Consider the following 12,474-nt stretch of genomic DNA (forward strand, 5'->3'; position numbering starts at 1 on the left):
GGGTCACGTGCAGGGGTTCTTCTGCCCCGCCTTCACGCCTCCGGTGATCTTGTTGAGCGTCTGCGGGGCGAGGCGCACGCCGTTCTTGCCGAGGACGAGCCGGACGCCGCCGGCGGGGGCGGAGCCGTCGGCGGTGAGCAGCGCGTCGGGGACGTCGCGGGCCAGCGCGGACGCCTGGGCCTCGGCGGACGGGTTGTAGACGAGCCGGCTCTCGGCGGCCGGCGCGGCCTGCTCCGTCTTCTTCGCGACCTTGAACCCGCGCTTGCCGAGCTGCTCGACGACCCGCCGGACCATCGCCTTCGGCGCGCCCGCGGCGACGACGGTGACCGCGACCTTGCCAGGGTCGGGCGGGGCCTGCTCGGCGGGGGCGGGCTTGGCCGGCGCGGCGGGCAGGTCGTTGTCGTGCCGGATCGCGTCGAAGAGCGGCTCGGCCTCGGACCGGTTCCACTGGACGCGGTTGGGGTCGGGTGCGTAGCCCTCGACCGGGACCGTGACGAACCGGACCTTGCCGGCGTCCATCCCCTTGAGGCCGTCCGCGAGCTTCTTCATGGTCGCGAGGTCGAGGCCGTCGTCGGTGGTGAGCGACTTGGTCGCGGCCTTGAGGAACTTGTAGGTCTTGGCCGGGTCGGTGAGCACCGAGCCGCTGGTGGCCTTGTCGACGACGGCGGCCATGAACTTCTGCTGCCGCTGGATGCGCTCCAGGTCGGAGCCGTTGCCGAGGGAGTAGCGGGCCCGCACGTAGCCGAGGGCCTGGGTGCCCTTGACGGTCTGCTTGCCGGCCTTGAGGTGCAGCTCCGCGCGCGGGTCGTCGACGGGCTTGTCGACGCAGATCTCGACGCCGCCGAGCGCGTCGACCATCCGCTTGAAGCCGGAGAAGTCGATCTGCACGAAGTGGTCGATGTGGATGCCGGTCAGGCTCTCCAGCGTCTTCCAGGTGCAGGTGGGGCCGGCCAGCGCGAACGCCGAGTTCAGCATGCCGAACTGGGCGGGGACGGTGCCGCCGCCGTCCTTCTCGCACGCGGGGATCTTCACCATGGAGTCGCGGGGGAAGCTGACGCCGACGGCCTGGTCGCGGTTGGGCGACAGGTGCAGCAGGATCGCGGTGTCGGAGCGGGCGCCGGTGACGCCGTCGGCGGCGTACTTGGCGTTGTCGCCCGCGCGGGTGTCGGACCCGAGCAGCAGGATGTTGAGCGACTTGTTGAGCTTCTTCGGCCGGTTCGTGCCGAGCCGCCCGTCGACGTGCTTCTTGTCGATGCCGCCGACGAGGTCGTGGTAGAGCCAGGCGGCGCCGGCGCCGCCGAGCAGGACGACGGAGGCCGCGCCGATCGCGGTCCAGCGCAGGAACGTGCGGCGGCGCGCCCGCGCCGCCACGGCGCGCCGCGGCGGGACGCCGTCGCCGTCGGGCGGGGTTCCGCCGCCGGCGGTGGAGGGAGTGGCGGTGTCGCTGTGGGCGGCGTCGTCCCCCGCGAGGTCGTCGCGGCCAGGGTCTTTGTCGCTCATTGGTCCAGTTTCGGGCGGGCCCTGTCCGGGGCGCGTGGTCTGGGAGGTGCGGGCGGGGGGCGGAGGTCACGTGTGTCTGCTTGTTTGATGCGCGATACGCCCGATCTGTTGTCATGTTCGGCCGAATTGTGGCCCGGATCCCTTGCGGCCGGGTTTTCCGTACGATCTCGGTCGTGGACGAGGCGTGGGTGATCGGCGGCCGGTTCACCATGCTCGACCGGATCGGCGCGGGCGGGACGAGCCGGGTGTGGCGCGCCTATGACGGGGCGGAGGAGCGGTACTGCGCGGCGAAGCTCGTCCGGCGCCGGGGCCGGACGTCGGTGCTGCGGGCGATCCGCGAGCAGGCGCTGAGGTCGGCGCATCCGCACGTGCTGACGCCGTACGCGTCGTGCACGGCCGGCGAGGACGTGCTGCTGGCGATGGACCTGGTGAGCGGCGGGTCGCTGGAGACGCTGCTCGGCGACTACGGGCGGCTGCCGCCGGCGTACGCGGCCGAGGTGCTGGACCAGGTGCTCGCCGCGCTCGGCCACATCCACGGCGCGGGGATCGTCCACCGGGACGTGAAGCCGGCGAACCTGCTGCTGGATCCGAGCCCGGTCGGGGCTCCGCACGTGCGGCTCGCCGACTTCGGGATCGCGCTCGGCGACGACGGTGTGCGCCTCACCACGACCGGGTTCGCGGTCGGCACGCCGGGCTACCTGGCGCCGGAGGTGCTCGACTGGGACCGTCCCGGGCCGCGGCAGGACCTGTACGCGGCGGGCATGGTCGGCTGGCGGATGCTCACCGGTGCGGGCGATCCGGAGCCGCGCCAGCGGATCGGGGCGCGGCCCGAGGGCGTCCCGCCGATGCTGTGGACGGTGCTGTCGCACCTGTGCGATCCGGATCCCGGACGCCGTTTCGTCGACGCCGCCGCCGCGCGCCGCGCGCTGTCGTCCTGCGACCTGGAGCTGCGGTTCCCCGTCCTGACCCTGGACGGCGAACCGCTCCAGATCTTCGAGCACCTGGGCCCGCCCCCGCCGCACCCCTGACCCGCGCGGCCTCAGGCCTTCTCGTAGCTGATGTCGACGCGGCGGTTCTTGGCCCGCCCGGACGGGTCGTCCTTGCCGCCGACGCTGTTGGGCGCGATCGGCCGCGTCTCGCCGTAGCCCTTGGCGTCGATGCGCAGTGCGGTGCCGCCGAGCGCCTTGGCCAGTTCGGCCTTGACCGCCTCGGCGCGCCGCCGCGAGAGGTCGAGGTTGTAGGGCGGCGAGCCGACCGCGTCGGTGTGGCCGGAGACCTGCACGGTGCCGCGCGCGTCGCGCAGGCGCGGCACGAGGTCGGCGATGCGCCGGCGGGCGGCATCGGTGAGCGCGGCCTTGCCGAAGTCGAACAGGACGTCCGCGGAGATGTGCACGGTGACCTGGGAGCCGTTGACGTCCTCGGTCTCGAGCGGGACGACGGCCCGGGTGAGGTCGATGGACCGGATCCCGCCGGCCGCGTCGATGGTCTTGATGGACCCGGGGATGTCGGGGGTGGGGGCGGCGGCCCCGGCCTGCCCGGAGGCCGAAAGGAGGACGGCGGCGGCCGGCAGTACGGCGGCCGCGAGGGCGATCGTCCGGCGCATGCCGCTCACCTCTCGATGGGGACGTCGCGGAACGCCGGCCACGAGCCGAGCTGGAGGTCGATGCTCTTCACGTTCGACGGCGGCGCCGCGAACGTGTGGCTGGTCATGGTGGTCCGGTCGTTCGGCAGGGTGGTCAGGACCTCGTCGCTTTCGAGGCGGCGGGTGCTGGAGTCGGTCACGACGACGTAGCGCTTGAGGTTCACCGGGTCGATCAGCGAGGCGTCCACGCCGTGCTTGCCGTTGAGGCGGTAGGGGGTGGGGTCGTTGCCGGCGCCGGTCACGTGCGGCGTCCACTGGAGGGTGAGGGTGGCGAGCTTGCCCTTGACCCGCAGGCCCATGACCGCGATGTCGACCTTGGCGCCGGGCGCCATCGGGCTGTCGAAGGTCGCCTTGGCGATGGGCTTGTCGAAGCGGTCGACGCTCGCCTTGGAGGCCGATCCCTGCACCGCGCCGCCGCCGGAGCCGCCGCCGGAGTCGCCGTCGAACACGGAGCAGCCGGTCAGGGCGCCGGCGAGGAGGAGGGCGGCCGCCGTCGTCGCGGCCAGGCGGTGTGACAGGCGCATGTGCTGCCCTTTCCGTTTCGTCGCATATGCAAAGTTCGTTCGCCATGGCACCATGGTGGCGGGGACATGATGCGTGATTGCGGTCGAGAATCTATCGTTTGCATCTGCGAATAGTCAAGGGGGGGCGGCGAAAGTGGGCGTTGCCGCGGAGACGGTCGATCGGAACCGGGCGCTCCAGACCGAGTGGTACGGCGAGCCGCTGGGCGATCGCGTCCGCCGGCTCCTGGACCGGCTCGGCCTCTCCCAGTCGGCGCTCGCCGGCGTCCTCGGGCTGTCCGCGCCGATGCTCTCCCAGCTGATGTCGGCGCAGCGCGCCAAGATCAGCAACCCGGCCGTGCTGCACCGGCTGCTGGCCGTCGAGGAGCTCGCCGCCGGTCCGGGCTTCGACGCGATGGCGGCGGCCGAGGTCAAGGAGCGGCTGGCGGCGATCAGCGCCGAGCAGGCCGCGACGACCTCGGGCCTGCGCGCCGCGCCGTCCGGCCGCGTCCCGGCGGGCGGCGCGGCGCCGGACGGCCGGGACGCGGCGGGTGCGGCGGGCGCGGGGGGCGGTGCGGCGCCGGGCGGCGGGGTCGCGGACGGCGCGCCCGTGCACGCCGAGCGGCCGGCGCGGCTCGTCCAGGCGCTGCTGCGCGAGGTCGCCTCGGCCGCCGAGATCGAGGCCGCCGCCGCGCTCATCGGCGACCGCTTCCCCGACCTGGCGGAACTGCTGCGCGTGTACGGCAACGGCCGCACGAGCGAGGCCGAGGCCCACTACGCCCGGATCATCCGGAACGCCCGAGGTCACTGAGCGCGTCCGCCGCCGGCCCGCCCGTCCCTCGCCGGCGCGGCGGCCGGGCGGTCATGCCCCGGCGTGCTCGTCTCCATTCCGCTGGGCCATAACGACTGGTTATGGGAACCGGGCGGTGCGGGAGCGCGTTTCCGGGGCTAAAGTCTGTGGTCAGGGTCACATACGGGTCTGCCTGTTATGTATGTCACAGCGCCCGTGGGGTGGCGTAAGGTCGCTTCGCTGGAAGCGCACACGAGGCGTCACCGCGCGCGTGCGGACGCCGCCTCAGGCCGGGGCGCGACGGCCGCGCGAGTGCGCTCAGACCGTGGTACGGGGACACGACGACCCGAGCTCAGGAGAGCGATCGATGAGCACTTTGGAGGCGCCGGCCAAGTCGCGCGCCCAGATCAAGGAACGCACGCTCCGCAAGGACAACTGGCGCCTGTATCCGATCACGACGTTCGTGATCTTCACGGCATGGGTGGTGTACGCGACCATCAGGGCCTTCTGGGGCGCGGCGTTCTACGTCCCCGAATACCACTACCTGACGCCGTTCTACTCGCCCTGCCTGAACGACATCTGCAGCAACGTCACCGTCAACGGCCACACCGGCGACGCCGCCGAGTTCGGCACCTTCCTGCCGGCCGGCACCCGGGGCTGGATCCCGTTCGCCATCATCACGCTGCCGTTCCTGCTGCTGTTCCGGCTGACCTGCTACTACTACCGCAAGGCCTACTACCGCTCGTTCTGGGCGTCGCCGCAGGCCTGCGCGGTGCGCGAGCCGCACGGCAAGTACACCGGAGAGCGCCGCTTCCCCCTCATCGGGCAGAACCTGCACCGCTACTTCTGGATGGCCGCGTTCCTCATCTCCGTCATCAACACCTGGGACGCGGTCCGCGCGTTCCACGGCAAGGACGGCGGGTTCGGCATCGGGCTCGGCACGATCATCCTGGTCGCCAACGTGGTCCTGCTGTGGCTGTACACGCTGTCGTGCCACTCGTGCCGGCACATCGTCGGCGGGCGGCTGAAGAACTTCTCCAAGCATCCCCTCCGGTACCGCATGTGGGGCTGGGTCTCCAAGATCAACCAGAACCACGGGACCTACGCCCTGATCACGCTGGGCTCGCTGGTGGTGGCCGACGCCTACGTCGCGTTCGTGGCCGGCGGCGTCTTCTCCGACCCCCGCATCTTCAACTGAGGCCAAAGGATCATGACTGAGATCGAGAGGCATGCCTACGACGTCGTGGTGATCGGTGCCGGCGGCGCCGGGCTGCGGGCGGCGATCGAGGCCCGCCTCCAGGGCAAGAAGACCGCGATCATCTCCAAGTCGCTGTTCGGCAAGGCGCACACGGTGATGGCGGAGGGCGGCGCCGCCGCGGCGATGGGGAACGTCAACCCCAACGACAACTGGCAGGTCCACTTCCGCGACACCATGCGCGGCGGCAAGTTCATGAACAGCTGGCGGATGGCCGAGCTGCACGCCAAGGAGGCCCCCGAGCGCATCTGGGAGCTGGAGCACTGGGGCGCGCTGTTCGACCGCACCAAGGACGGCAAGATCAGCCAGCGCAACTTCGGCGGGCACGAGTACCCGCGGCTGGCGCACGTCGGCGACCGGACGGGCCTGGAGCTGATCCGCACCGCGCAGCAGAAGATCGTCGCGCTGCAGCAGGAGGACCGCGCCGAGTACGGCGACTACGAGGCCCGGCTCAAGGTGTGGGCCGAGACGACCGTGACGCGGCTGCTCAAGGACGGCGACCGGATCTGCGGCGCGTTCGCCTACGTTCGCGAGACCGGCAGGTTCGTGGTGTTCGAGGCGCCCGCGGTGGTCCTCGCGACCGGCGGCATCGGCAAGGCGTTCAAGGTCACCTCGAACTCCTGGGAGTACACCGGCGACGGGCACTCGCTGGCGCTGCTCGCCGGCGCGACGCTGCTGAACATGGAGTTCGTGCAGTTCCACCCGACCGGCATGGTCTGGCCGCCGTCGGTGAAGGGGATCCTCGTCACCGAGTCGGTGCGCGGCGACCGCGGCGTCCTCAAGAACTCCGAGGGCCGGCGGTTCATGTTCGACTACGTCCCCGAGGTCTTCAAGGACCAGTACGCCACCACCGAGGAGGAGGGCGACCGCTGGTACGACGACCCCGACAACAACAAGCGGCCCCCGGAGCTGCTGCCCCGTGACGAGGTGGCCCGCGCGATCAACTCCGAGGTGAAGGCCGGCCGGGGATCGCCGCACGGCGGGGTGTTCCTCACCGTCGTCGACCGGATGCCGGGCGGCGCCGCGGAGATCGTCCGGCGGCTGCCGTCGATGCACCACCAGTTCAAGGAGCTGGCGGACGTCGACATCACCAAGGAGCCGATGGAGGTCGGCCCGACCTGCCACTACGTGATGGGCGGCGTCGAGGTCGACCCGGACACCGGCGCGGCGAAGGTGCCGGGTCTGTTCGCGGCCGGCGAGGTGTCCGGCGGCATGCACGGCTCGAACCGGCTCGGCGGCAACTCCCTGTCGGACCTGCTGGTCTTCGGCCGGCGCGCCGGACTCGGCGCGTCGGAGTACGTGGACGGCCTGCCCGAGCGTCCCGGCGTCCCCGAGGCGGAGGTCGAGGCGGCGGTCGCCGAGGCGCTCGCGCCGTTCGAGCGGGAGGGCGGCGAGAACCCCTACGCCGTCCACGCCGAGCTGCAGCAGACGATGAACGACCTGGTCGGCATCATCCGCAAGGAAGAGGAGCTGAAGCAGGCGATCGAGGCGCTCGGCAAGCTCCGCGAGCGGGTCGCCAATGTCGGCGTCGCGCCGGTCGCGGTGGGCGACGACGGCCGCGGCTACCACCCGGGCTGGCACCTGTCGCTGGACCTGCGGAACATGATGCTGGTGTCGGAGGCGGTCGCGAAGGCGGCGCTGGAGCGGCAGGAGAGCCGCGGCGGGCACACCCGCGACGACTACCCGCAGATGTCGGCGGAGTGGCGGAAGGTCAACCTGGTCTGCAGCCTGGCCGGGGACCCGTCGTCCCCGCACGTCGAGCTGAAGCGCCAGCCGATGGTGCCGATGCGCGAGGACCTGCTGGCGCTGTTCGAGACCGACGAGCTGAAGAAGTACCTCACGGCCGAGGAGCTGCCGGCCGACGTGGCCGCGGAGAGCGGTGCGACCGCCGCGGGCGCCGGGGACGACGAGGAGGGCGACGAGTGAGCTACGAGGCCAAGTTCAAGGTCTGGCGCGGCGACGACGGCGCGGGCGAGCTGACCGACTACACGGTCGAGGTGAACGAGGGCGAGGTCGTCCTCGACATCATCCACCGGCTGCAGGCGACGCAGGCGCCGGACCTCGCCGTCCGGTGGAACTGCAAGGCCGGCAAGTGCGGGTCGTGCTCGGCGGAGATCAACGGCATGCCGCGGCTGATGTGCATGACGCGGATGTCCACCTTCACCGAGGACGAGACGATCACCGTCACCCCGATCCGGACGTTCCCGGTGATCCGCGACCTCGTGACGGACGTGTCGTTCAACTACGAGAAGGCGCGGCAGATCCCCTCGTTCGACCCGGGCGACACCAAGCCCGGCGAGTTCCGGATGCAGCAGCAGGACGTCGAGCGCTCGCAGGAGTTCCGCAAGTGCATCGAGTGCTACCTGTGCCAGAACGTCTGCCACGTGATCCGCGACCATGAGGAGAACAAGCCCGAGTTCGCCGGGCCGCGGTTCCTCATGCGGATCGCGGAGCTGGAGATGCACCCGGCCGACCAGGCGGACCGGCGGGAGATCGCGGCGAAGGACCACGGCCTCGGGTTCTGCAACATCACCAAGTGCTGCACCGAGGTGTGCCCCGAGCACATCAAGATCACCGACGACGCGCTGATCCCGATGAAGGAGAGGGTCGTCGGCCGCAAGTACGACCCGGTCGTGTGGCTCGGCAGCAAGCTCGGCATCGTCAAGAAGGGCCAGGACACCCCGTCCGCCTGACGCGGTGGCGGCGGGCGGCGACGGCGGGCGGCGATGCCCCCGGACCGCCGCCCGCCGTACCGCCGTTCCCCATGAACGCCGTGCTCGCCGCCGGGGGCACGGCGCCCCCGTCCACCGTGCCTCCGCGCGAGCCGGGCGCCGGCGACCCACCGGTCGCACACGCCGCGATCAACCCTGGCGCCCGCGCGGCCGGGTGAATAGGGAAGAGTGCACATAACGCGTGACAAATTCGTGATTATCCCCCGGGACTCGTGCCGCCGGGTTCCCCTTAGCGTGGTGGACATGAGCCCCCTCGAACCGGGTTCGTTCCTTGCCGAGCTCACCCCGGCGGAACGCGGCGACCTGGAATCGCGCGGACGTGTCCGCGACTTCGCCCGGGGGGACACGCTGTTCGTCGAGGGGGACCGCTCCAGCTGGGTGGCGGTCCTGCTGAGCGGCCGGGTCAAGGCGTTCTCCTACCGCGAGCACGGCGGCGAGGCGCTGCTCGCGGTGCGCGGTCCCGGCGCGCTGCTGGGGGAGGTCGCCGCGATCGACGGCCTGCCCCGCTCGGCGACCGTCTCCGCGCTGGAGCCGGCGCGCGCGCTCGCCGTGACGGCCGAGGAGTTCATGGCGTTCCTGCAGGCGCACGGGCGCGTCTCCATCATCATCATGCGCATGCTGTGCCAGCGCTGGCGCGACGCGGACCGCAAGCGCGTCGAGTTCGGCATGTTCGACGCGACGGGACGGGTGGCGCAGCGTCTCGTCGAGCTGGCGGAGCGGTTCGGGCAGCCCTACGAGGGCAGGGCGGGCGCTGCGGGGCGGGCCGGCGGGCAGAACGGTGCGCCGAGCGGCGGGCCGAGCGGAGGGCAGAGCGTCCGGATCACGCTGAACCTGTCCCAGGAGGAGCTGGCCGGGTGGGTCGGCGCGTCGCGGGAGGCGGTCAGCAAGGCGCTGCGGACGCTGCGCCGGCACGGCTGGATCGAGACGGGCCGCCGCCGGCTGATCGTGCACGACCTCCAGGCCCTGCGCCGGCACGCGCGCTGACGGCCGCGCCGCCGCGCGCCGACGGCCGAGGCGGCACGCGGGCCAACGGCCGAGGCGGCCGCAGGCGGGCCCAAGTCCAGCCCGTACCCTGTGCAGGATGCAGCTACAGCAGCTCGCCTACTTCGTCGCGGTCGCGGAGGTGCGCCACTTCACGCAGGCCGCCGAGCTCCTGCGGGTGGCGCAGCCGTCGCTGTCCAAGCAGATCCGCGCGCTGGAGACCGAGCTGAACGCGCCCCTGTTCAGCCGCGCGCGAGGGAACATCACCCTGACGCCCGCGGGGGAGGCGCTGCTGCCGCTCGCCAAGCGCATCCTCGCCGACGTGGACACGGCGCGGCTGGAGGTGCAGGAGCTGACCGGGCTGCGCCGGGGGCGCGTCCGGCTGGGCGCCACGCCGTCGCTGTGCGCGGGGCTCCTCGCCGACGTCCTGCGCCGCTTCCACGACGACTACCCCGGCATCCAGCTGCTGGTGGAGGAGGGCGGGTCGCGGGACCTGGTGAAGGAGCTGACCCGCGGCTCGCTGGACCTGGCCCTGGTCATCCTGCCGCTGCACGGCGACCCGCCGCTGGACACCACACCGATACTGCGCGAGTACCTGGTGGTCGCCTCCCCGGTGGGGAGCGACGACGCCGACTCCCGCGCGACGCAGATGCCGCGCCGCTCCTACCTGCGCATCGAGGACCTGCGGAACCGCCCGCTGGTGATGTTCCGGCCCGGCTACGACCTGCGCGAGGCGACGATCAGCGCGTGCCGGGCCGCCGGGTTCGAGCCCCGGTTCGCCGTCGAGGGCGGCGAGATGGACGCCGTCCTGCGGTTCGTCGAGGCGGGCCTCGGGATCGCGGTCGTGCCGAGCATGGTCCTCGCGGGACGGCCCGGCCTGCGCGGGACGCCGCTCGTCCTGCCCGACGAGGAGGCCCGGCGCGGCCACCACGGTCCCGGGCTCCTGCGCACGATCGCGCTGGCGCACCGCAAGGACGTCGACCTGACGCACGCGGCGCGCGCCTTCCAGGACCTGCTGCTGACGTTCCTCGTGGAGGCGGGCGCGGCGGCCCGCCTCCCCGCCGGCGTGGAGACCCTCCTCCGGGACTGACCCGCCGCCCGCGACCGGCGCCGGCAGGCCGCTGATCAGGTTCGGCGGCAGGGCGGTCGCGGGCGTTGTACGGTTGCGGGACGGACGGCGGGCGGCGGCGAGGGGAGGCCGGTGTGGACGACCGCACCTCCCGGCAACGCCGCCTGCTGATGCTGCTGGCAGGCCTCTTCGGCTTCGCCATGACGGCCACCCTGTCCGCCGTCCCGAACGCGGCGGCCGTCGAGATCGTCCGGGTCGGGACAGCGGCGGCGGCGAGCGGCGCGGGCTCGCGGGGCATCGCGCCCTCGCTCGCCCGGGACCGCCGCGCCGCGCCCGCCTGGCCGCGCTTCTCCGCGGCGGACGTCCACCTGTGGAAACGGCTCGGGTTCGGCGCGGGCGAGACGCGGAGCCCGCACGCGGTCCTGCCGTCCGCAGCCGCTCCCGACCCGGCGCTCCGGCGGGTCCGCGCCGCGGCCGCCTGGTCGCGCACGGTCGTCCCGGCGTCCGTCCACACCGGCACCGTCCAGGTGCGAGGGCCTCCCATCGGTACGGGTTCCTGACGCTCATCCGTCATCGGCCGCAGTAGTCCTGCGGACGCTGCGGCGTCCCCGTATGGAGGCCTGTCATCTTCCGCTTCGCCATGCGGCGAGCGCGCCATGCGCTCGCCCGTTTCACCCTGCCCGTGCACGGTTTGGACGCGGCGTGCTGACCGCGTTCGCCCGCGCGTTCCGGACCCCGGATCTGCGCAAGAAGCTGCTGTTCACCCTGTTCGTCGTCCTCGTGTTCCGGCTGGGGCAGAACCTGCCCCTGCCGAACGTCGACGTGGCGGCGCTGAAGTCCGCCGCCGACGCCGCGAAGAAGAGCAACCAGCTGTACGGGCTGCTCGACCTGTTCAGCGGCGGCGCGCTGCTGAAACTGTCGGTCTTCGCGCTCGGCATCTACCCGTACATCACCGCGAGCATCGTCCTGCAGCTGCTGACGGTGGTCGTCCCGAAACTGGAGGCACTGAAGAAGGAGGGCCAGTCCGGCACCACGAAGATCACGCAGTACACCCGCTACCTCACGGTCGCGCTGGCGGTCCTGCAGGGCGCGAGCGTCGTCGCGATGACGTCCGCCGGGCAGCTGTTCCAGGGCTCGGACGGCATCCTGCGCGACACGGGCGTGTTCCCGGTCGCGACGATGGTCGTGTGCATGGTCGCCGGGACGGCCGTCACGATGTGGCTCGGGGAGCTGGTCACCGAGCGGGGCGTCGGCAACGGGATGTCGGTGCTCATCTTCACGCAGGTGGTGGCCGTCTTCCCCGGCCAGCTGTGGGGCATCTACCAGGCCAAGGGCGGGTTCGTGTTCGCGCTCACCATCGTCGTCGGGCTCGGCATCATGGCCGGGGTCGTCTTCGTCGAGCAGGCGCAGCGGCGCATCCCGGTGCAGTACGCCAGGCGGATGGTCGGCCGCCGCGTCCACGGCGGCACCTCGACCTACCTTCCGCTGAAGGTCAACCAGGCGGGGATCATCCCCGTGATCTTCGCCTCGTCGGTGCTGTACCTGCCGCTGCTCGCCACGCGGCTGTGGCCGGACGCGAAGTGGTCGCGGCAAATCCAGCCCTACCTGGACCAGGCGAACCCGTGGCACATGAGCGCGTTCTTCGCGCTGATCGTGTTCTTCACCTACTTCTACGTGGCGATCACGTTCAACCCGGTGGAGGTCGCCGGGAACATGCAGAAGTACGGCGGTTTCGTGCCGGGGATCCGGCCGGGACGTCCCACCGCCGAGTACCTCGACCACGTCCTGACCCGCGTCACCGCGCCCGGCGCGGCCTACCTGGGGCTCGTCGCGCTCATCCCGATGGCGGCGCTGGCGCTCCTGGACGTCGGCGACCAGTTCCCGTTCGGCGGGACGACGATCCTCATCGCCGTCGGGGTCGGCCTCGACACCGTCAAGCAGATCGAGAGCCGGCTCCAGCAGCACGACTACGAGGGGTTCCTGCGCTGAACCGGGCCCGCCGCCG

12 protein-coding genes are annotated in these 12,474 nt (G+C 72.1%); 9 read left to right on the top strand and 3 right to left on the bottom strand.

Going from position 1 to position 12,474, the window contains the following annotated elements:
* Positions 1-3 precede the first annotated feature (3 nt).
* The gene (locus tag F8568_RS09480; RefSeq protein WP_151593140.1) at positions 4-1,500 is read right to left on the bottom strand and encodes an LCP family protein; all 1,497 of its coding nucleotides are present in this window, start codon (positions 1,498-1,500) and stop codon (positions 4-6) included.
* A 173-nt stretch (positions 1,501-1,673) separates the two neighbouring features.
* Here F8568_RS09480 and F8568_RS09485 point away from each other — a divergent pair, with 173 nt between their 5' ends.
* Positions 1,674-2,528 (top strand): serine/threonine-protein kinase, encoded by an 855-nt coding sequence (locus tag F8568_RS09485; protein WP_160573556.1) that lies wholly within the window; start codon positions 1,674-1,676, stop codon positions 2,526-2,528.
* Between the two features lie 11 nt (positions 2,529-2,539).
* Here F8568_RS09485 and F8568_RS09490 read toward each other — a convergent pair whose 3' ends face one another.
* Both F8568_RS09490 and F8568_RS09495 read right to left on the bottom strand, forming a co-directional pair.
* Complete coding sequence (locus F8568_RS09490) at positions 2,540-3,103, bottom strand: OmpA family protein (RefSeq protein WP_151593142.1); 564 nt, start codon at positions 3,101-3,103, stop codon at positions 2,540-2,542.
* A gap of 5 nt (positions 3,104-3,108) precedes the next feature.
* Positions 3,109-3,666: a hypothetical protein gene (locus tag F8568_RS09495; RefSeq protein ID WP_151593143.1), complete on the bottom strand. Its 558-nt coding sequence runs from the start codon at positions 3,664-3,666 to the stop codon at positions 3,109-3,111.
* Positions 3,667-3,799: 133 nt separating this feature from the next.
* Between F8568_RS09495 and F8568_RS09500 the strand changes: the two genes are divergently transcribed.
* The 8 genes from F8568_RS09500 (at position 3,800) to secY (ending at position 12,458) form a co-directional block, all read left to right on the top strand.
* Entirely contained in the window at positions 3,800-4,453 is a 654-nt protein-coding gene (locus F8568_RS09500) for a helix-turn-helix domain-containing protein (protein WP_151593144.1), read from the top strand.
* A 346-nt stretch (positions 4,454-4,799) separates the two neighbouring features.
* Positions 4,800-5,630, top strand: a complete 831-nt coding sequence (locus F8568_RS09505) for a hypothetical protein (RefSeq protein ID WP_151593145.1) — start codon at positions 4,800-4,802, stop codon at positions 5,628-5,630.
* A 12-nt stretch (positions 5,631-5,642) separates the two neighbouring features.
* On the top strand, positions 5,643-7,613 hold the full coding sequence (locus F8568_RS09510; protein WP_151593146.1) for a fumarate reductase/succinate dehydrogenase flavoprotein subunit: 1,971 nt from the start codon (positions 5,643-5,645) through the stop codon (positions 7,611-7,613).
* Positions 7,610-8,380: a succinate dehydrogenase/fumarate reductase iron-sulfur subunit gene (locus tag F8568_RS09515; protein ID WP_151593147.1), complete on the top strand. Its 771-nt coding sequence runs from the start codon at positions 7,610-7,612 to the stop codon at positions 8,378-8,380. The genes F8568_RS09510 and F8568_RS09515 overlap by 4 nt, the downstream gene beginning before the upstream one ends.
* A 282-nt stretch (positions 8,381-8,662) precedes the next feature.
* Positions 8,663-9,403, top strand: a complete 741-nt coding sequence (locus tag F8568_RS09520; protein ID WP_151593148.1) for a Crp/Fnr family transcriptional regulator — start codon at positions 8,663-8,665, stop codon at positions 9,401-9,403.
* Between the two features lie 97 nt (positions 9,404-9,500).
* Positions 9,501-10,490 carry a LysR family transcriptional regulator gene (locus F8568_RS09525; RefSeq protein WP_151593149.1) on the top strand — a complete coding sequence of 330 codons (990 nt, stop codon included), beginning with the start codon at positions 9,501-9,503 and terminating at the stop codon, positions 10,488-10,490.
* 113 nt (positions 10,491-10,603) lie between these two features.
* Entirely contained in the window at positions 10,604-11,029 is a 426-nt protein-coding gene (locus F8568_RS09530) for a hypothetical protein (RefSeq protein ID WP_151593150.1), read from the top strand.
* 142 nt (positions 11,030-11,171) lie between these two features.
* Positions 11,172-12,458: a preprotein translocase subunit SecY gene (gene secY, locus F8568_RS09535; RefSeq protein ID WP_151593151.1), complete on the top strand. Its 1,287-nt coding sequence runs from the start codon at positions 11,172-11,174 to the stop codon at positions 12,456-12,458.
* The last annotated feature ends 16 nt before the right edge of the window (positions 12,459-12,474 follow it).

It is taken from the genome of Actinomadura physcomitrii (assembly GCF_008923205.2).
GTDB lineage: Bacteria > Actinomycetota > Actinomycetes > Streptosporangiales > Streptosporangiaceae > Spirillospora > Spirillospora physcomitrii.

Coding starts and splice junctions, on each gene's coding strand:
- F8568_RS09520 (WP_151593148.1), top strand. CDS start 8,663: ATGAGCCCCCTCGAACCGGGTTCGTTCCTTGCCGAGCTCACCCCGGCG.
- F8568_RS09525 (WP_151593149.1), top strand. CDS start 9,501: ATGCAGCTACAGCAGCTCGCCTACTTCGTCGCGGTCGCGGAGGTGCGC.
- F8568_RS09510 (WP_151593146.1), top strand. CDS start 5,643: ATGACTGAGATCGAGAGGCATGCCTACGACGTCGTGGTGATCGGTGCC.
- F8568_RS09495 (WP_151593143.1), bottom strand. CDS start 3,666: ATGCGCCTGTCACACCGCCTGGCCGCGACGACGGCGGCCGCCCTCCTC.
- F8568_RS09505 (WP_151593145.1), top strand. CDS start 4,800: ATGAGCACTTTGGAGGCGCCGGCCAAGTCGCGCGCCCAGATCAAGGAA.
- F8568_RS09480 (WP_151593140.1), bottom strand. CDS start 1,500: ATGAGCGACAAAGACCCTGGCCGCGACGACCTCGCGGGGGACGACGCC.
- F8568_RS09490 (WP_151593142.1), bottom strand. CDS start 3,103: ATGCGCCGGACGATCGCCCTCGCGGCCGCCGTACTGCCGGCCGCCGCC.